The organism is Bradyrhizobium sp. LMG 9283, assembly GCF_045571415.1.
Lineage (GTDB): Bacteria > Pseudomonadota > Alphaproteobacteria > Rhizobiales > Xanthobacteraceae > Bradyrhizobium.
Genome location: NZ_CP120691.1, coordinates 4,136,191 through 4,155,270 on the forward strand (window position 1 = coordinate 4,136,191; position 19,080 = coordinate 4,155,270).

General features: G+C 65.1%; 17 protein-coding genes. 7 read left to right on the forward strand and 10 right to left on the reverse strand.

Translation table 11 applies throughout. The features are described from left to right. Nucleotides 1-36 precede the first annotated feature (36 nt). From P6U29_RS19545 to P6U29_RS19555, 3 genes are read left to right on the forward strand one after another with little or no spacing between them, the layout of a single operon-like run. Entirely contained in the window at nucleotides 37-804 is a 768-nt protein-coding gene (locus P6U29_RS19545; RefSeq protein WP_407119362.1) for a YdcF family protein, read from the forward strand. A 52-nt stretch (nucleotides 805-856) separates the two neighbouring features. Next, on the forward strand, nucleotides 857-1,639 hold the full coding sequence (locus P6U29_RS19550) for a DUF169 domain-containing protein (RefSeq protein ID WP_407119044.1): 783 nt from the start codon (nucleotides 857-859) through the stop codon (nucleotides 1,637-1,639). Between the two features lie 9 nt (nucleotides 1,640-1,648). Next, nucleotides 1,649-2,827, forward strand: a complete 1,179-nt coding sequence (locus tag P6U29_RS19555) for a saccharopine dehydrogenase family protein (protein WP_407119045.1) — start codon at nucleotides 1,649-1,651, stop codon at nucleotides 2,825-2,827. A 159-nt stretch (nucleotides 2,828-2,986) separates the two neighbouring features. Here P6U29_RS19555 and P6U29_RS19560 read toward each other — a convergent pair whose 3' ends face one another. Continuing rightward, nucleotides 2,987-4,183 (reverse strand): FAD-dependent monooxygenase, encoded by a 1,197-nt coding sequence (locus tag P6U29_RS19560; protein ID WP_407119046.1) that lies wholly within the window; start codon nucleotides 4,181-4,183, stop codon nucleotides 2,987-2,989. A 147-nt stretch (nucleotides 4,184-4,330) separates the two neighbouring features. Between P6U29_RS19560 and P6U29_RS19565 the strand changes: the two genes are divergently transcribed. Further along, entirely contained in the window at nucleotides 4,331-4,807 is a 477-nt protein-coding gene (locus tag P6U29_RS19565) for a MarR family transcriptional regulator (RefSeq protein ID WP_407119363.1), read from the forward strand. On the opposite strand, the gene P6U29_RS19570 is transcribed toward P6U29_RS19565, so the two are convergent. From P6U29_RS19570 to P6U29_RS19580, 3 genes are all read right to left on the reverse strand, one after another. Next, nucleotides 4,776-6,032 (reverse strand): O-antigen ligase family protein, encoded by a 1,257-nt coding sequence (locus tag P6U29_RS19570; protein ID WP_407119047.1) that lies wholly within the window; start codon nucleotides 6,030-6,032, stop codon nucleotides 4,776-4,778. The genes P6U29_RS19565 and P6U29_RS19570 overlap by 32 nt on opposite strands. Before the next feature lie 164 nt (nucleotides 6,033-6,196). Continuing rightward, entirely contained in the window at nucleotides 6,197-7,747 is a 1,551-nt protein-coding gene (locus P6U29_RS19575) for an undecaprenyl-phosphate glucose phosphotransferase (protein WP_407119048.1), read from the reverse strand. 117 nt (nucleotides 7,748-7,864) lie between these two features. Continuing rightward, nucleotides 7,865-8,998 (reverse strand): glycosyltransferase family 4 protein, encoded by a 1,134-nt coding sequence (locus P6U29_RS19580; RefSeq protein WP_407119050.1) that lies wholly within the window; start codon nucleotides 8,996-8,998, stop codon nucleotides 7,865-7,867. Nucleotides 8,999-9,200: 202 nt separating this feature from the next. On the opposite strand from P6U29_RS19580, the gene P6U29_RS19585 reads away from it, so the two are divergent. Next, nucleotides 9,201-11,498: a GumC family protein gene (locus P6U29_RS19585; RefSeq protein WP_407119051.1), complete on the forward strand. Its 2,298-nt coding sequence runs from the start codon at nucleotides 9,201-9,203 to the stop codon at nucleotides 11,496-11,498. 275 nt (nucleotides 11,499-11,773) lie between these two features. Here the strand turns inward: P6U29_RS19585 and P6U29_RS19590 are convergent, their stop codons facing one another. Further along, nucleotides 11,774-12,955 carry a GNAT family N-acetyltransferase gene (locus P6U29_RS19590; RefSeq protein WP_407119052.1) on the reverse strand — a complete coding sequence of 394 codons (1,182 nt, stop codon included), beginning with the start codon at nucleotides 12,953-12,955 and terminating at the stop codon, nucleotides 11,774-11,776. Nucleotides 12,956-13,085: 130 nt separating this feature from the next. On the opposite strand from P6U29_RS19590, the gene P6U29_RS19595 reads away from it, so the two are divergent. Next, nucleotides 13,086-14,132 carry a polysaccharide deacetylase family protein gene (locus tag P6U29_RS19595; protein ID WP_407119364.1) on the forward strand — a complete coding sequence of 349 codons (1,047 nt, stop codon included), beginning with the start codon at nucleotides 13,086-13,088 and terminating at the stop codon, nucleotides 14,130-14,132. On the opposite strand, the gene P6U29_RS19600 is transcribed toward P6U29_RS19595, so the two are convergent. Beyond that, nucleotides 14,116-14,337, reverse strand: coding sequence for a DUF2842 domain-containing protein (locus P6U29_RS19600; protein WP_018642447.1), 222 nt, complete (start codon nucleotides 14,335-14,337; stop codon nucleotides 14,116-14,118). The two genes, P6U29_RS19595 and P6U29_RS19600, sit on opposite strands and share 17 nt — an antisense overlap. Nucleotides 14,338-14,447: 110 nt before the next feature. On the opposite strand from P6U29_RS19600, the gene P6U29_RS19605 reads away from it, so the two are divergent. Next, on the forward strand, nucleotides 14,448-15,527 hold the full coding sequence (locus P6U29_RS19605) for a COX15/CtaA family protein (protein ID WP_407119053.1): 1,080 nt from the start codon (nucleotides 14,448-14,450) through the stop codon (nucleotides 15,525-15,527). A 19-nt stretch (nucleotides 15,528-15,546) separates the two neighbouring features. Here P6U29_RS19605 and P6U29_RS19610 read toward each other — a convergent pair whose 3' ends face one another. The 4 genes from P6U29_RS19610 to P6U29_RS19625 form a co-directional block, all read right to left on the reverse strand. Then, nucleotides 15,547-15,891 (reverse strand): hypothetical protein, encoded by a 345-nt coding sequence (locus P6U29_RS19610; protein WP_407119054.1) that lies wholly within the window; start codon nucleotides 15,889-15,891, stop codon nucleotides 15,547-15,549. A 211-nt stretch (nucleotides 15,892-16,102) separates the two neighbouring features. Continuing rightward, nucleotides 16,103-17,383, reverse strand: coding sequence for an O-acetylhomoserine aminocarboxypropyltransferase (locus P6U29_RS19615; protein WP_407119055.1), 1,281 nt, complete (start codon nucleotides 17,381-17,383; stop codon nucleotides 16,103-16,105). Between the two features lie 138 nt (nucleotides 17,384-17,521). Next, nucleotides 17,522-18,106: a CoA-binding protein gene (locus tag P6U29_RS19620; protein ID WP_407119365.1), complete on the reverse strand. Its 585-nt coding sequence runs from the start codon at nucleotides 18,104-18,106 to the stop codon at nucleotides 17,522-17,524. Nucleotides 18,107-18,236: 130 nt separating this feature from the next. Beyond that, nucleotides 18,237-19,061, reverse strand: a complete 825-nt coding sequence (locus tag P6U29_RS19625; RefSeq protein ID WP_407119056.1) for an enoyl-CoA hydratase — start codon at nucleotides 19,059-19,061, stop codon at nucleotides 18,237-18,239. Nucleotides 19,062-19,080: the final 19 nt, after the last annotated feature.

Here is a 19,080-nt window from a genome sequence, read left to right on the forward strand (position 1 = left end):
CTGTTTTTTGTTCTGTCTAAGACCCTCGGCACCGCGCTGCTGCCGATCAACCTTCTGGTCGAGCTCGGTATCCTGTCGCTGGTGCTGATGGCCACGCGCTTTGCCGCGCTCGGCCGCAAGCTTGCCGTGACCACGCTGGTGTTGCTGGCGCTGGCGGCGTTCTCGCCGCTCGGCAATCTCCTGATCTATCCGCTGGAATCGCGCTTTCCAGCGTGGGACGCCTCGCGCGGCGCGCCCGACGGCATCATCGTGCTCGGCGGCTCGGTCGACACCGATCTGTCGGCGGCGCATCGCACGCCGGTCGTCGCGCACGCCGCCGATCGTCTGTTTGCGCCGGCCGAGCTTGCGCGCCGCTATCCGAACGCGCGCATCGTCTTCACCGGAGGCTCAGCGAACCTGGTTTCGACCGAGGCGAAGGAGGCGGACTATTCCGCGCCGATCCTGGAAAATCTCGGCATAGCGAAGGAACGCCTGATCTTCGAACGTGATTCCCGCAACACCTGGGAGAATGCGATCTTCACCAAGAGATTGGTATCGCCGAAACCGGGCGAGCGCTGGCTCCTGGTGACGTCGGCCTTCCACATGCCGCGCTCGATGGGGATCTTCCGCAAGGCCGGATTTGACGTCGAGGCCTATCCGGTGGACTGGCGGATGGGGGGACGAGACGATCTTTTTTCCTTCACCAACGTAGGAGCGGACGGGCTGGGCCGAACCGAAGTGGCCGTACGCGAGTGGATCGGACTCGTGGCTTACCGTCTGAGGGGCCGGACCGGCGAGTTGCTTCCGGGACCGGGCAAGGACTAGAACGAGGGCACCAAGACAAGAACGGCGCGCGATCGCCGGCGCGGAGGAAGCCATGCAACAGCAGAGTGCAGACAGGATCGATCTTGCCGGCCTCGTCGCCGATCTCAATAGCTTGCTGCGGCTGAAGACGAATGTGATCGGCATGAAGTTGTTCGCAACGGCCGCAGAGATGGAGGCGATCCCGAAGGTCCGCCGCCCGAATGCAATTCACACCACCGACCAGATCGTCAGCATGGCGGCGCGCCTCGGTTGGACCGTCGGCATCACCGCCGACGATCTCGTAGGTAGCCAATGCCGCGCGGTGATCGGGCTTGCGCCGCAGGACGACAAATGGCTCGCCGGCGAGAACTATGTCGGGGTCTGGCATGGTACCGCAGAAGATGCGCGCAAGCGTCAGGAGGCGCTGGACGTGGTTCCGTTCGGACACTATCAGGCGCTCGCCGTCAGTCCGCTGGCGAGCGGCCGGCTCGATCCGCCCGACATCTGCCTTGTCTATGCGACGCCCGGGCAGATGATCATCCTGATCAACGGGCTGCAATATACCGGCTACAAGAAATTCGAGTGGAGCGTGGTCGGCGAAACCGCGTGCGCAGATTCCTGGGGGCGGGCGCTGAAAACCGGCGAGCCCAGCCTGTCCTTGCCATGCTATGCCGAACGGCGCTATGGCGGCGTGCCGGACGAGGAGATGCTGATGGCCTTGAAGCCCTCGCATCTCGCCAAGGCGATTGAGGGCATGAAGGCGCTGGCCAAGAACGGCCTGCGCTATCCGATCCCGCCCTATGGCATTCAAAGCGACGTCCGTGCCGGCATGGGCGTGAGTTACGCGAAGAAGTAAAGGCCGATCATGAGCTCTGCGAAATTCGACATCGTCGTCTACGGCGCGACCGGCTTCACCGGCCAGCTCGTCGCCGAATATCTGGCGGCGCATTACAAGGACGACACGACGCTGAAATGGGCGATGGCAGGCCGCAGCCTCGACAAGCTGAAATCGGTGCGCGAGGCCATTGGCGCGCCCGCCGACACGCCGCTGATCGTTGCGGATGCGTCGGACGCGGCGTCCCTGAAGGCGATGTTGGCGCAGACCAAGTCGGTGATCACGACGGTGGGTCCATATCAATTCTATGGCGAAGACCTGCTCGCGGCCTGCGTCGCTGCGGGTGTGGACTATTTCGATCTCTGCGGCGAGCCGGTCTGGATGCGGCAGATGATCGACAAGTACGAGGCGGCGGCCAAGGCGAGCGGCGCGCGCATCGTGTTCTCCTGCGGCTATGATTCCGTGCCATTCGAGCTCGGCACGTTCTTCGTGCAGGAGGAAGCGAAACGCGTCTTCGGCGCGCCGGCTGCCCGCGTGAAGGGCCGCGTGCGCGACATGCGCGGCACGCTGTCAGGCGGCACCGCGGCGAGTGCGAAAGCGACCTTCGATGCGGTTGCCAAGGATCTCAGCCTTGTCGCCATCCTCAACGATCACTTCGCGCTGACGCCCGGCTTCACCGGCCCGAAGCAACCGAAGGGCAACAGGGCTACTTACGAGGAGGACCTGCAATCCTGGGCCGCGCCGTTCATGATGGCGCTGATCAACACCCGCAACGTCCATCGCTCCAACATGCTGATGGGCTTTCCGTACGGCAAGGAGTTCGTCTACGACGAGATGGTCCTGACCGGTCCCGGCGAGAAGGGCGAGGCCAATGCGAAGCGCGTGATGGCGGCCAATGCCGAGAAGACCGGCCCGAACGCGCCGAAGCCGGGCGAGGGGCCGTCGAAGGAGGAGCGCGAGAACGGTCTGTTCAATCTGCTCTACGTCGCGATCGCTCCCGACGGCCGCATGGTCCGCGCCGGCGTGACCGGCGACCGCGATCCCGGCTACGGCTCGACCTCGAAGATGATCTCCGAATGCGCGATCTGCCTGCTGCGCGATGCGGCAGACGTTCCGGCCGGCTTCTGGACCCCGGGCGCAGCGATGCAGCACAAGCTGATCAAGCGGCTGCGGGACAATGCGGGGCTGACGTTTGCGGTGGAAGGCTAGGCGTTTCCTTCGCCTCTCCCCGCTTGCGGGGAGAGGCCGACGCGCGAAGCGCGGCGGGTGAGGGGGAGCCTCCGCGAGTCCAACTCTCACCGTGATTGCGGAGGCTGCCCCTCACCCCAACCCTCTCCCCGTAAGAACGGGGAGAGGGAGAGAAGAAATCTACGTCGCCCGCGCGTCATACGCGTACATGAAATCCATGCCTTTGGCGCCCAGCGGCAACAGCCATTTCAGCATCTGGTTGCGCATCCACGCGCCGGTGGCGCTGAATTCGCGCTTGTTGTTGCCATTGCGGCGGGCGATCGCGACGATCTTCTCGGTGCGCGGCCGGCGCTCGGCCTCGAAGGCCTGGAAGGTGGCGCCGAGCTCCTGGCCTTCCTGCATCAAGCGCGCGAGCCGCATCGCGTCCTCGAGCGCGAGAGAGGCGCCTTGGCCGGCGTGGGGGCTGGTCGCATGCGCGGCATCGCCGATCAGGAGCGAGCGCTTGCGCGACCAGGTCGGCAGGGTCGCGACGTCGAGCGTGTCGGTGACCACGATGTTCTCGGCGGCCTCGATGATCGCGGGGATCGGATCGTGCCAGCCGTGATGGAAGCCGCGCAGATGCTGTTTCAGCGTCGCGTGGTCGAGCGCGCGGAACATCGCCGCGTCCATGCCGTGCGCGGGCTGGGTGCTCCACCACATCACGCCGTCGTTCGGATCCGGGCTGCAATAGCCGTAGCCGAAGAAGCCGCTCTGGCCGAAGGTGGTTTCGACATGCCGGCCGATGGGCCTGCCGTCGAGCACGGCGTGCGGGACGAAGCCGCCGAAGCCGATCAGGCCGGTGTCGAACGGCTGCGGCCCGTCAGGCACGACCTGGCGGCGCACGACCGAGTGGACGCCGTCGGCGCCGATCAGGAAATCGCCTTCGGCGGTGGTGCCGTCGGCGAAGTAGGCGATGATCGGCTGGTCGCCGCGATCCTCGATCTTGACCAGGCGCTGCTCGAAATAGAGCGAGACGCAGGCGCACCAGGCCTTGTCGATCAGGATCTCGTTCAGCGTGGCGCGGGAGATGTTGACGGCCGGCTGGCCGAAGCGCCGCGCCAAGTCGCGGTTGATCGAGCCCAGCTTCTCGCCGCCCTGCGAATAGAAGTCGAGCGCCTCCGCCACCGAGCCGCGGCTGATCAGCTCGTTCGCGACCCCGATCTCGTCCATCACATGCATGCCGTTCGGGGCGATCTGGAGGCCGCCGCCGATGCCTTTCGAATAGGGCCAAGCCTCATAGATCGCGGATTCGATACCGGCGCGGCGCAGCAGGATGGCGCCCACGGGCCCGGCGATACCGGCGCCGATGATCAGGGCCTTGCGGGGACGGTTGGACATGGCTTGCTCCCGACGTTTCCGTAGTGCTAGGAGAAATTACGGTCACTAAATCTCTTAGAGACTAAGATATATATCGAGTAAGAGAAGGAGTCGGCCTTGTCAAGGACGAAGGCGCGTGCGGCGTTGTTGCAGGAGCTCGAAGCGGCGATGCGCAGGTCTTCCGCGCAGGGCGTGCTCTACGGCCAGACCGTTGCCAACGTTGCCGGAATTGCCAATTCCGACCTCGAATGCATGGACATTCTCTATCTCGAAGGCCGCGTCACCGCGGGCCGGCTCGCCGAGGTCACGGGCCTCACGACGGGCGCGATCACGGGCGTGGTCGACCGGCTCGAAAAGGCCGGCCTGGTGCGCCGCGAGCGCGACGAGAACGACCGCCGGAAGGTTTTCATCGCGGTCGTGCCGGACGCGGCGATCAAGATCGGTCAGTTCTACGTGCCGATGCAGCAGGCGATGGAGAAGGTGTTCGGCGGCTATTCCGACGAGGAATTGCGCCTGCTGCTACGCTTCGCCAATGATGGCTACAAGGGCGTCCTCGCAGCCACGGAGGCGCTCAAGGGCCTGCTCGACACGCCGCCGGAAAAGCGTCCCGCTCTCAAGCTGAAGAAGCTTCGTCGTCAGCCTTGATCTTGTAGATCTGTGCCGCCGCGATCATGCCCCACATCGCGCCCAGCATCATCCAGAAGTGCCGCCAATGGTCAGTGTCGATCACAAAACTTTCGCCGACCGTGCCGAGGAATGCGGAAAACACCGCGAGATAGGCGCGCTGCCAGGGCACAGGGATGAAGATGTGGCGAAAGCCCATGATGACGGTGGTGAAGACCAGTGCGGGATAGCACACGCCGGAAAGCCAACCGCCGGACATGAAGGCGTTCAGGTAGGAGTTGTGGGTGTCCTCGGGGAAGTAGCGGTGGAATTGCAGGGGGCCGATGCCGAACGGCAGGTCGAGCGCCATCTCCGCCCCCAGGATGTGGCGGCCGAACCGGCCAAAGCGGCCCTCGTCGTAGCTCTGGTCGAAGCTCGCGCGCTGCTTGAACATCTCGGCGGTGGAATCGAACGACAGCAGCAGCGCGATCAGCGCCAGCCCCAGCACCGCGGCCACGATCGCCATGATGATGATGCGCGAGCGCTGCGTATTGGTGCGGCTGGTCAGAACCATCAGCGCAAGCATGAAGGCGGAGGTCAGCACCAGCCCGCCCCAGGCGGCGCGGGAGAAGGCGAGCAGGATCGCTAGCGACATGATGCCGAAGGCGATGACGTTGCGGAACGCCTTGGCCAGCTTGTCCGAGACCACGCTCTGCAGCGCGAACAGCGCCGGCAGGATCAGGAAGGCGCCGAGCACGTTGGGGTCCTTGAACGTGCCGCGCGCGCGTCCGTAGAGCGTCAGGAGATCGTTGCCGCCGGGAACTAGGTGGAAGTAGCCGGCGACCGCTAGCAGCGAGGCGACCATCGCGCCGACCACGAGGCCGCGGCGGAGCATGTCGAGCCGGGCCGCCGTGTCTTCCGAGGTGACCATGGCGAAGAACACCACGGTCACCGTCATGTACCAGGAGGTCGCGATCCAGCTCACCACCTCGGGCTGCTCGAACAGCGGGATCGCGCTGATGGTGTAGCCGACATTGAGGAGGACCAGCATGAACACCAGCGGCATCAGCACGAGCCTGAGGCGCAGGCCGGTGGCGAAGAAGGCGATGGTGGCGAGCAGCGTCGCGATCTCGTAGGGGCTCGGCTCGATGAAGACGATGGCGCCGGAGGCGCCGACCAGCCACACCAGCGCGCGCTGCAGTGCCAGCACGCCGGGTGCAGCTGGTGCGGCTAATTTCACTCCACCGGCTGTCGCCGCATACGCCATCACACGCTCATACGCTTACGCAAACTGGTACACCACAAGCACTGCTGTCGTCGCCCGGCTTGACCGGGCGATCCAGTACTTCGTGACGCGCATTATAGGAAACGACTGGCGCTGCGGAGTACTGGATGCCCCGCTCAAGCCGGGGCATGACGGAGAAACTCAACTCAATACGCGTTCTCGTTCTTGGTCAGCAGCGAGATCGGCGTTTTCAGGAGAATGTAGAGGTCGAACAGCACCGACCAGTTCTCGATGTAATAGAGGTCGAACTCGACGCGCTTCTGGATCTTCTCTTCGTTGTCGATCTCGCCGCGCCAACCGTTGATCTGAGCCCAGCCGGTGATGCCGGGCTTGACGCGGTGGCGGGCGAAATAGCCGTCGACGGCTTCGTCGAACAGACGGCTCTGCAGCTTACCCTGCACCGCATGCGGGCGCGGGCCGACCAGGGAAAGGTTGCCGGAGAACACCACGTTGAAGAGCTGCGGCAGCTCGTCGAGGCTGGTCTTGCGGATGAAGCGGCCGACGCGGGTGACGCGCGGATCGTTCTTGGTCACCACCTTCGAGGCGGTCGGATCGGCCTGATGGTGGTACATCGAGCGAAACTTGTAGACGTCGATGCGCTCGTTGTTGAAGCCAAAGCGCTTCTGGCGGAACAGCACCGGGCCGGGGCTGTCGAGCTTCACCGCCAGCGCCACCAGGCCCATCACCGGCAGGGCGGCGAGCAGCGCGAGACTGCCGACGACGCGGTCGAACAGCCATTTCATCACCAGATCCCAGTCGGTGATCGGCGCCTCGAACACGTCGAGCGTCGGCACCTCGCCGAGATAGGAATAGGAGCGGGGCCGGAAGCGCAGCTTGTTGGTGTGGGCGGAGAGACGGATGTCGACCGGCAGCACCCAGAGCTTCTTCAGCATCTCCAGCATGCGCGTCTCCGCCGAGATCGGCAGCGCGAACAGCACGAGATCGACGCGGGTGCGGCGGGCAAACTCGACGATGTCGTCGACCTTGCCGAGCTTGCGCGCCCCGGCGCAGGTGTCGAGCGCGCGGCTGTCGTTGCGGTCGTCGAACACGCCGAGCACGTGGATGTCGGAATCCTCCTGCGCCTTCAGTGCCTCGACCAGCTGCTCGCCGTTGCTGTCGGAGCCGACGATGATGGTGCGGCGGTCGAGCCGGCCCTGGCGCGCCCAGCCGCGCACCAGCGAGCGCAGCACCAGGCGCTCGGCGAGCAGCGCGGCCAGCCCGAGGAAGTAGAAGGCGGCCAGCCACAGCCGTGAAATTTCGCTGCCGTACTTGGCGAAGAAGGAGATGCCGATGAACAGCAGGAAGACGAACGACCAGGACGAAATCATCCGCGTCATCTGCCGCAGCTGACCGCGGAACAGCTGCACTTGGTAGATGTCGGCGGCCTGGAAGCAGACCACGGCGGCGATGGCGACGGCGACGACCTCGGCGGGATAGATCCAGCTGAAGGCGCCGGACAGCGGCATGACATAGCCGACATACAGCGCAATGCCGACGAGGCTCAGCAGCGCGAAATCAGCCAGGCGGACAAAACCGGCGATCACGATCGGCGAATAGGCGCGGGCGACCTTCTGGTTGACGACTTCGAGCGCCGCAGGCGAGAGCCGGCGACGACGCTCCACAAAGGGCTGGTCAGCAGGCTTTGCCGCAGCGCTGGTCGCGGCGTCGAGCATCGAGCGTGCGTTGAGCGGTTCCACGGGCGTCCACGTCCATTCCAAAACCCGCGGCACGGCCTCGCGCGCCCGGGCAAGCATCCCCTGGCGCTTCGATTATCGAACAAATCGGAAGATTTTCTAAAGCGGGCTTAAGGATGGTTAATGATTGGCAAATGCGTCGCGATAGCCGGCAAGCACGCCCTCGACCATCGCGGCTTGCGAGAAATGTGCCGAGATGCGCTCGCGCAACGATGCCGCGCGCTGCGCGGTGGTTAGCGGATCATCGAGCGCCGCGGCGATCGCCTCCGCCATGGCTTCGGGATCGCTCGGCGCGAACAGAGCCGGGCTGTCGGTACCGAAGATCTCGGGAATGCCGCCGATACGGGACGCGATCATTGGAATTCCGGCGGCGCCGGCCTCGATCACGACATAGGGCATGGAATCGCCGCGCGAGGGGACGACCAGTAGCCGCCCCTTGGAGAAGCCGTAGCGCGCCTTAACGTGACCGATGAAGCGGATCGCACCGGTGAGGCCGAGCCGTTCGACCTGCGCCTTCAGCGAAGCCGTCTCCTCGCCGTCGCCGCCGAGCGTCAGCGTGACCTTCTTGCCGCCTTCATGCAGGTGTGCCACGGCCTCGACCAGCAAGTCGGCGCCCTTGATGTGCCTGAACTCGCCGACATAGCAGAGGTCGGTCGCGTCGTCGGCCGTTACGACAGGCTCGAACTCCTCGGGCGTGACACCGTTGAAGACGCAATGCACCACGCCCTTGGGCGTGCCGACGATGCGCTGATAGGTGTCGCGGGCAAAGGCGCTCTCGAACAGGAACAGGTCGGTCGAATCCATCAGCGCGCGTTCGAGCCGTGCGTAGAACTCGCCCTTGAAGGTGTTGAGGGGATAATGCAGCGAGCCGCCATGTGGGGTGTAGATACGGATGGTGTCGTCCGAGCGCCGCCGCATGCGGATGAAGGCGCCGGCCTTGGCGCCGTGGCCGTGCATCACGTCGGGCTTGAGCTTCGCGATCAGGCGTCGCATGCGATGCCATACCATGAGGTCGTCGGGTGACGGCTCGCGGCGGATCGCCATGCGGTGCACGCCGAGCTTCAGCCGCGGCGCGAGCTCGGCCAGCGCCTTGTCGGCGCGCTCACCGCCGGTGAGACTATCGGCGAGGATGCCGACATGATGGCCGCGATCGACCTGGCCGTTGGCGACGTCGAGGATGTGGCGGAAGATGCCGCCGACCGGAGCACGCACGGCGTGCAGGATGCGAAGCGGCCGGTCGGGAGAGGGGGGCATGATCCAAAACCAGCTCGACGGCGACAGCCGAACAATTCTCACGAAATAAGCGCGAGGGATTAAGGGGCCTCGTGGTTAACAAATGGTGACGGGCGCACGCGCGCCAGGCGCGCGATGTCGCGATTAACCCAGCGGCAACCTTAATGGAGTGTAATCGCCCCGGTTGAGGTAGAGTCGCAGCGTTGCCCTGCGGGAGTGTTCGATGCGTTTAGCGTTCTGGCGTGCCGGCAAGGACAAGGCGGTGATCGAGCGGGCGGTCTCGAAGTCCAAGTCCGCGCACGAGCCCAAGGTCGAAGCAAAGATCGAAGCCAAGGTCGAAGCAAAGCCTGCGCCCGTCGTCGCGAAGCCGGCGCACGTCGAATCCGGCGACATCGACCTGCACGCGCTCGGCGCGGCATTGGCGCGCAAGCGCGGCTGGATCATCGTGCCGACGGCGCTGGCGCTCGTTGCGTCCCTCGCTGTCGTCAACCTCGTTACGCCGCGCTACAAGTCCGAAGCCCGCATCCTGATCGACGGCCGCGAGAACGTGTTCCTGCGCCCGAACAGCGACCGTACCGAGGAGCGGCAGGCGCTAGATGCCGAGGCCGTGACCAGCCAGGTGCAGCTGGTGCTGTCGCGAGATCTCGCGCGCGAGATCATCAAGAAGAACAAGCTTGCAGATCGCCCTGAATTCGATCCGGTGGTGCAGGGCATCTCGCCGCTGAAGTCGCTTGCCGCGCTGATCGGTATCGGCCGCGACCCGTTCGCGATGACGCCGGAAGAACGTGTGCTCGATGCCTATTACGAACGGCTGCAGGCTTACGCGGTCGACAAGTCGCGCGTGATCGTCGTCGAATTCCAGTCCGCCGATCCCGAGCTTGCCGCCCGCGTCGCCAATTCGATCGCCGACGGCTATCTCGTGCTGCAGCAGGGCGTGCGCCAGGAGCAGGCCAAGAACGCCAGTCAATGGCTGGCCGGCGAGATCGAGAATTTGCGCAAGAAAGTGTCCGAGGCCGAGGCCAGGGTCGAGGACTTCCGTTCCAAATCCAGCCTGTTCGTCGGCACCAACAACACCACGCTGTCGAACCAGCAGATGGGCGAGGTCAACACCCAGCTCAACAATGCGCGCTCGATGAAGGCCGACGCGGAGTCCAAGGCACGGTTGATCCGCGAGATGCTCCAGAGCGGCAAGCCGATCGAGGCATCCGAGGTCGTGAACTCCGAATTGATGCGCCGGCTGTCGGAGCAGAGGGTGACGTTGCGGGCGCAGCTCGCCGAACAGTCATCCACGCTGCTCGGCAATCATCCGCGGATCAAGGAGCTGAAGGCGCAGCTTGGCGACCTCGACAATCAGATTCGCGATGAAGCGGCCAAGATCTCGCGCTCGCTCGAGAACGACGCCCGGATCGCCAGCGGCAGGGTCGATGGCCTGACCGTGAGCCTGGAGCAGCTCAAGAAGCAAGCGGCCTCGACCAACGGCCAGGACGTCCAGCTCCGCGCGCTGGAGCGCGAGGCCAAGGCGCAGCGCGACCTGCTGGAAACCTATCTCGCCAAGTACCGCGAGGCCAACACCCGCGAAACCATCGACACCGCGCCGACGGACGGCCGCATCATCTCGCGCGCCATTGTCTCCAACACGCCGGCCTATCCGAAGAAGCTGCCGATCGTGCTGATCGCGACCATTGCGACGCTGTTGCTGTCGTCCGGCATCGTCGTCACCGGTGAGCTGCTGCGCCAGACTGCGCCGCGCGGCGCGGTGGCGGTTGGTCCGGCGCAGGCGCCGGTGCGTCAAGAGCCGCTGGTCGTTCAGCGGGCCGTCGAGCCTATCGTCGACAGGGGCAACGATCCGGTGGTCGATCCGGCTCTGGCAGAGCCCGCGCCGCTGCAGCCGGCGATCGCGACCGACGTGGACGTCGGCGAATTCGCCGAGATCGAACGTCTGGCGGATAGGTTGCGCGCCGCGGGCGCTGCGGCCAGGAAGGTCACGGTGCTCGGCACCGCGCCCGGCGAAGCCATCACGCTATCGACGTTGACGCTGGCCCGGCACCTCTCGCGCGATGCGCGCGTCGTTGTCGTCGATCTCGCCGCGTCCTCGCCGACCATTGCCGCGGTGTCCGTCGATGCGTCGGCTCCGGGCCTTGCCGAGCTGATGCAGGGGGAGGCCTCGTTCGCGCAAATCATCACCCGCGACAAGCTCTCGCGGCTGCATCTGGTCATGGCCGGCCGTCCCGGCTTCGACCGCAGCCTGCTGCAATCGCCGCGCGTGGCGCTCGCGATCGACGCGCTGCTGCGCGCCTACGATCACGTGCTGATCGACGCCGGCAGCGCCTCCGACCTTCCGGCCGAACTGCTGACGGCGCATGCCCGCGCTGTCGTGGTGCCTGATGCCTCGATGGCACCGGATGCACGCACGCAGATGTGCGAGCAGCTGAACGCGGTCGGCTTCAGCGAGGTGACGATGCTGAGCAAGCCGGTGCAGCCGTCGGATGCGGTGGAAGCGCCGCGTGTGGTAGCGGCGTAGTTCTTGCCCACTCCCCTTGTGGAAGAGGGTGGCTCGCCGCCTAGCGGCGAGGCGGGTGAGGGATATCTCTCCGCGAGTCCGGAATCGTAGGGTGGGCAAAGGCGCACTTGCGCACGTGCCCACCACCTTTCAACGGTTTTCGACAGACGTGGTGGGCACGCTTCGCTTTGCCCATCCTACGATATCTGTGTTTGCGGAGCGAACCCCTCATCCGGCGCTTCGCGCCACCTTCTCCCACAAGGGGAGCAGGGAAGCAGCCGTGCAAGCGGAAAAAGCTACCCGAACGCCTGCCGCAGCCGTCGGGCCATGTCGAACAGCATCTGGTTCTGCTTCACCAGCCGCTTGCCGCGGTTGAGCGAGGACATCGCCATCGCCGCGAGCTTGCCGCGCGGGGTCAATGGAACAAAGCTGTCGAAAATGTCCTCGTCGTCCTTGCAGAACATCCGCTTGTAGTCGTCCGAACCGATGCCGAGGTCGAGCGAGCGGTAGCCGCGCTCGCCGTAGCGGTCGATGATGTAGCGCATCAGAATCAGGCCCGGGCTGTAGCGGGCATGCTCGGACATCGTGTAGGTGTTGAACATCATCGAGAAGCGCGTCCCGTCGCCGACCCCGGCGAAGATCGCGATCACCTCGTCGTCGCATTCGAGCGCGTGGATGTCGATGACGCGTCCTTCACCGCGCGGCGCAAGGCAGGCGCTGCGGACGAACTGCTCGACGCCGGGCTCGGCGAAGACGTTCGGGAGCTTTTGCTCTGCCATCCGCACCGGCTTGACGCGGAAGAACCAGTCGAGCAGGCGGGTGATATCTGCGTCTGACGTGGCAAGGTGATAGCGATAGCCGGCGAGGGACTGAAGCTTCTTTTCCTTGCTCTTGAGGCGGCGGCGGAGGGAATTGCTGATCCGCGATTCCTTCGGCCCGCCCGGCTCCATCACCAGCCGCGGGCAGCCATTGATCGCGCTCTGCCGCGGCAGATCTGCAAACGGGTTCTGCTGGTCATGCCAGCGCTCGGGCTGCTGCGTTAGCGCCAGCACGTCGACATGCCCACGCAGCGGCGCAAACAGCGCGTCGAGATCGGCGATGGCGGCCTGCGCCGCGAACTCAGTGTTCCACAGGCCCATATTGAAGGTCGTGTGCTTGCCGCCCATGAAGCAGGCTGTGCGCACGCCATGGCTTTGGCGCAGCGAGAGCGGCAGCAGCAGGAGCGGCTGTCGATCGGCGTCGCGGGCGATCACGATGAACGGCCGGGCGCCTTCACGGGCGCCGACCAGCCGCTGCCACGGGCTGAGCAGGTCGAAGCGTTGGTAAGGCGTGAAGAGCTGGCCGCTCGCCTCGAAGGCACGCCAGACCGCCTCGGCCTCGGCGAGATCGGTGACGATATCGACCTGCGCGATACGGCTCGCTTTCGACCGCGCTGGCGCTTCTGCCCTCCGGCTTTGCATCGCCGCAGCCATGGTCATTCGCGAAACCTGTCGAGAAATCGAAAATACGCAATTCGGCCTGTGGCCGACCTTTGCAAACAAAGGTCAACAAAGGGTAATGACAATGGGAGAGGGAACGGACCGCCAGGCGCGCGCGAAGGGTGGGATTTTGGCTTCCGAGGACAGATGGCTGGAACGGCTGCGCCTCGAGCTGGCCTGGTTCACCGGCCAGGCGGCGCTGCGCAGTCGTGGTGCCGGCGCCATCCTGCGCTTTCAACACGTGCGGCCGCGGCGGCGCGGATTTCAGCCGCTGCGCGCGCACGAGATCACGCCGCAGTTCCTCGACCGCGCCATCCGCGCGCTGAAGCGGTGGAAGTACGATTTCCTCGGCATGGACGAGGTCTGCCGGCGCGCCGTAACGCTGCCGGAGAAGCGTCGCTTCGTGGCGCTGACTTTCGATGGCGCGCCTAAGGATCTCATCACATTCGCCTACCCAGTGCTGGCGCGTCACGCCGTGCCCTTCACGATCTATGTGCCAACCGCGTTTCCGGATGGCGTCGGTGAAGCCTGGTGGCTCGGGCTCGAGCAGGTGATCGCGCGCGAGAGCCGCATCAGCCTGATGATGGGTGAGAAGGAGCAGCGCTTCACCGTCACCGACAATGCCCGGAAGCAGGCGCTGTTTTCGTATCTGGAGAGCTGGCTTCGCTCGCTGCCACCGGCGGATTTGTCGGTCGCGATCGCCGATCTCTGCACGCGCTACCGGGTCGACCTCGCTGCGCTCTCGCGCGGGGCGTCGATGGACTGGGAGGATCTCGCGAAGCTCGCTGCCGATCCGCTGGTGACGATCGGCAGCGCCACCGTCAACTACCCGGTTCTCGCCAACATGAAGGATGCCGCCGCGCTGCGCGAGATGACGATGGGCAAGGCGGTGGCGGAATCGGCTTTCCGCCGCGACATCAGGCATTTCGCCTTTCCGTTCGGCGACCGCGCTTCGTTCCGGCGCAGCCACGTCGTGATGGCCGAGGAAGCGGGCTTTGCCAGCGCGGTGTCGACAATTCCGGGCATCGTGGAGGCGGAAGGGCGCACCAATCTGCGCGCCCTGCCGCGGATTTCATGGGACGGCCGGGTCCGCTCACTGCGCATGCTGCGCGTGCTGGTGTCGGGTGTTGCCTTTGCGCCGGTGAAGCCGACGGGCAGCACTACGGGCCGGACTTGACCCGGTCGGGCCGCTGCATCCAGCTCACGATCGGCATCGCCGGCAGCACCCAGCCCATGCCGACCACGACATAGTAGATCGCCTGCCGCCAGCCGGACTCGGCGATCCACGGCATCTGGGCAGCCGCCATGCCGAGCAGGGCCCAGACCGTGGCCAGCACCAGGAGCAGGATGGCGCCGAGGAACTTGCGGGTGCGGATCGTCATGGCGGAATGTCGCGGTCTTTCGCGTAACTTGCGCTGCGGGAGCGGGGGACTATAAGGGGCACGCGTTCCGGTTCAAGTCTGTTGGTTACAAGGCTTGGTTTGCCCCTGAAATGACGATTTCCGCTCCAATCAACCCGCATCGCGCCGTGCGCTGGTGGCTAATCGCCGTGGCCGCGCTGATCGCGCTGATGGTGCTGGTCGGCGGCGCGACGCGGCTGACGGAATCCGGCCTGTCGATCGTCGAATGGAAGCCGGTCACAGGCAGTGTTCCGCCGCTCTCGGAGGCGCAGTGGATCGAGGCGTTCGAGGCCTACAAGAAGATCCCGCAATACCGCGAACTGAACGCGGGCATGAGCCTGTCCGAGTTCAAGGAGATTTTCTGGTGGGAGTGGAGCCACCGGCTGCTCGGACGTTTCATCGGCATCGCCTATCTGCTGCCATTCCTGTTCTTTCTCTGGCGCGGCGGCCTGTCGGGTGAACTGAAGCGGCGGCTATGGCTGCTGTTCGCCCTCGGCGGTCTGCAGGGTGCGGTCGGCTGGTGGATGGTTGCCTCGGGCCTGAGCGAGCGGGTCGAGGTCTCGCAATATCGGCTGGCGACGCATCTGCTGCTGGCGCTCCTGATCTTCGCCGGCATCATCTGGACGGTGCGGCGCCTCAAGGAGCGACCGCAGATCGCGGCACCGACTCGGCTGAGGTTTACGAGCGCGCTGCTTCTCGTCGTGACCTTCGTGCAGATCTATTTCGGTGCGCTGGTCGCAGGCCTGCGCGCCGGGCGCGCCTACAACACCTGGCCTGAGATCGATGGTGCGTTCATTCCATCCGCCGATCGGCTGTGGTTCGAGACGCCGTGGTGGCGCAACATGTTCGACAATGTGCTGACCGTGCAGTTCGAGCACCGCATGACGGCTTATGCGCTGTTCGTGCTGGCGGCGCTGCATGCGATCGACGCGGTGCGATCGCGCGCAGGGGCGGCAGCGAACGGTGCGCTGTGGCTGCTTGCGGCGGTGAGCTTGCAGGCCGTGCTCGGGATCCTCACGCTGCTCAACCAGGTTCCGATTGGACTGGCGCTCGCGCACCAGGCGGTGGCGATACTGGTGCTCACACTCGCGGTGATGCAGGTTGAACGGCTCGCGTCACGGCGAGCTGCGGAGGCGCAGCCGCGTGCGTTCCCGGTCAGCCAGCCCGGCTGATCACCATCAGCCCGGCTGATCAGCAATAGCCGTAGACGCCGCACGCGTAGGGCAGGCGCCAGAAATAGTCGACCTGCTTCCCGCCGTAGTACGGGCCCTGATAATCGTAACTCCAGGGCCGGCCGTAATAGCCCGGCAAGGTGTTGGATCCGGGCAAGAGCGGCGTGCCCGGCAGGTTGCGAATGTAGCTGCCGATGCCATAGGCCGGCGAGATCAGCGCATCCGGATCGGTCTCGACATAGACCTGTGGCGGGTCCTGCGGCGGCACGGCCGCGCGCCGCTTCGGCGTCGCCGGCAGATCGGCCGCCAGCGCGCTTGAAACCGTCAGCATCGCCGCAAGGGCGGGCACCATCCAGCGCAGCATCGTCGGCTCCGAATCAAAGGGGCGGTCCAAGGACGATGTATGCGGCAGATATGGTTAATGACTGTTAACCGACGGCAGCCAAAACGGCCGGCGTCATTCCGGGGCGCGCGAGAGCGCGAACGCAATTGCGCACCTGAGAATCTCGAGTTTCCCCGGTACGCAATTGCGCACCTGAGGTTCGGCTCGTCGCACTGCCCCGGAACGACAACAGTTACGCTCCCAGCGCCTGTTCCAGATCCGCGATCAGGTCTTCCTTGTCCTCGATGCCGATCGAGAGCCGCACCACGTCGGGGCCGGCGCCGGACTTCACCTTGGCGGCGTCGTCGAGCTGGCTGTGCGTGGTCGAGGCGGGGTGGATCACCAGCGAGCGTGTGTCGCCGACATTGGCGAGGTGCGAGAACAGCTGCAGTTTCGACACCAGGCTGACGCCGGCGTCATAGCCGCCCTTCAGGCTGAAGGTGAACACAGCGCCCGCGCCCTTCGGCGCATATTTGCGCGCGAGCTGGTTGTACTTGTCGTTCGGCAGGCCGGCATAGCTGACCGAGGCCACCGCCGGATGTCCCGCGAGGAATTCGGCGACGGCCTTGGCGTTGTCGCAGTGCTTCTGCATGCGCAGCGGCAGCGTCTCGATGCCGGTGAGGATCATGAAGGCGTTGAACGGCGACAGCGCGGGGCCGAGGTCGCGCAGGCCCAGCACGCGGCAGGCGATCGCGAAAGCGAAATTGCCAAACGTCTCCTGCAGCCGGATGCCGTGATATTCCGGCCGCGGCTCCGACAGCATCGGATATTTGCCCCCCATCGACCAGTCGAAGGTGCCAGCATCGACGATGATGCCGCCGAGCGAATTGCCGTGGCCGCCCAAAAATTTGGTCAGCGAGTGCACGACGATATCGGCGCCGTGGTCGATCGGACGGATCAGATAGGGCGAGGCCAGCGTATTGTCGACGATCAGCGGCACGCCCGCCTTGCGCGCCACCGTCGAGATCGCCTCGATATCGGTGATGCTGCCGGCGGGGTTGGCGATCGACTCGATGAAGATCGCCTTCGTGCGCGGCGTTACCGCGCGCTCGAAGCTCGAGATGTCGTCGGGATCGGCCCACACCACGTTCCAGCCAAAGCTCTTGAACGCGTGCGTGAACTGGTTGATCGAGCCGCCATAGAGTTTTCGCGCCGCGATGAATTCGTCGCCGGGCTGCAGCAATTGCTGCAACACCACGACCTGGGCGGCATGGCCCGAAGCCACCGCCAGCGCAGCCGTGCCGCCTTCAAGTGCCGCGACACGCTCTTCCAACACGGCATTGGTCGGATTGCCGATGCGGGTATAGATGTTGCCGAACGCCTGCAAGCCGAACAGCGAGGCGGCGTGGTCGGCGTCGTTGAAGACGAAAGAGGTCGTTTGATAAATCGGAGTCGCGCGCGCGCCGGTGGTGGGGTCGGGCTGTGCACCGGCATGCACGGCGAGGGTTGAAAATCCCGGAAGGCGATCGCTCATTGAGGCGTCCTGTTCTCTTGGTCTGAAATCGCGCGGCATGCTGATGGGCGAGGTGCCCGCCGTCAAGGCGCCGCTTCACATCGGAACGATCTTGCTACGCATTGTCGCGTTCGCGAAATGGATCCTTCGCGGACTGCGTCAGCTCTGCTCGGTCTTGTTTTTCGCGGCGCGATCCGATGCTGCGGTGTTGCCACCGCCGACGCTCATCCGATTGAGGGATAGCCGCATGCCCTGCGTCGGTGCCGGCGCGCGCTTGGAGCTGAGCGTGCGCGAGTTCACGCCCATCCAGGAGATCTCTGACGACAAGCGGCCATATTCGATCTTCGGGCAGCGGTTCATGACCACCTTGATACCGACCGACTCCGCCTTTGCCGCCGCCGCATCGTCACGCGCACCGAGTTGCATCCAGATCACCTTCGGCAGCGGGTTCAGCGCAAGAGCTTCCTCGACCACAGGCATGATGTGGCTGGAGTTGCGGAATATGTCGATCATGTCGACGGGACGGCCGATGTCCGACAGCGAGGCGACGAACGGCTTGCCGAGCAGGTCCTTGCCGACATGGCCGGGATTGATCGGGATCATGTCGTAGCCGCGCTGCGCCAGATATTTGAACGCGAAGTAGCTCGGCCGCACGTTGACCGGCGAGGCGCCGACCATCGCGATCGACTTCACGCTGTTGAGGATGCCGCGGATGTAATTGTCAGGATAGGCGTCGTGGTTCATGTGGTCCTTCATTCGTCAATCCGGGCGGCTCGAAGAGTTGACCCGGAAGCTCGAGATTCTCAGGTGCGCAATTGCGCACCATAGTTCGATGCTTTCGCATCGCCCCGGAATGACGGCGTAAGAGATACAGTCACTCATCCCGCCATGTCGGCGTGCGCTTCTCGATGAAGGCGCCGATGCCTTCCTCGGCGTCGCGCGCCATCATGTTCTCGGTCATCACCTCTGCCGCATAGCGATACGCATCTGCAAGGCTCATCTCGGCCTGGCGATAGAACGCCTCCTTGCCGAGCTTGACGGTGTACGCGGATTTCAGCGCAACCTGTTGCGCCAATGCGATCGCAGCCTCGCGTTCGGTACCCGCGGCGACCACGCGATTGACGAGGCCGATCTCGCGGGCGCGTGCGGCTGGGATCGGCTCACCAGTCAGCAGCATCTCCATTGCCTGTTTGCGCGGGACGTTGCGTGACAGCGCGACCATCGGTGTCGAGCAGAACAGGCCGATGTCGACGCCGGGAGTGGCGAAGCTCGCCGCCTCCGAGGCGATCGCCAGATCGCAGCTTGCCACGAGCTGGCAGCCCGCCGCGGTGGCGATGCCTTGGACGGCAGCCACCACGGGCTTGGGCAGGCGCACGATCGCCTGCATCATGGCGCTGCACGCCGTCATGATCTGCGCAAAATAAGCCCGGCCGCGATCCGGATCGGTGCGGCGCGCGGTCAGTTCCTTCATGTCGTGGCCGGCGGAAAAAGCGGGGCCGTTGGCTGCGATGACGGCCGCACGGATGTGCTTGTCTTCCGCGATCGCATTGAGGCTCGCATGCAGCTGTCCGATCATCGCCTCCGAGAGGCTGTTGCGCGCGGCTGGTCGGTTCAGCGTGAGCACGGCGACGCTGCCGACGATCTCGCGCAGCAGGATCGGTGATTGCGGGGAGGGGGCACGGGCGGCCGGGGCGGACATCGAAGCGGTTCCAGTTGGA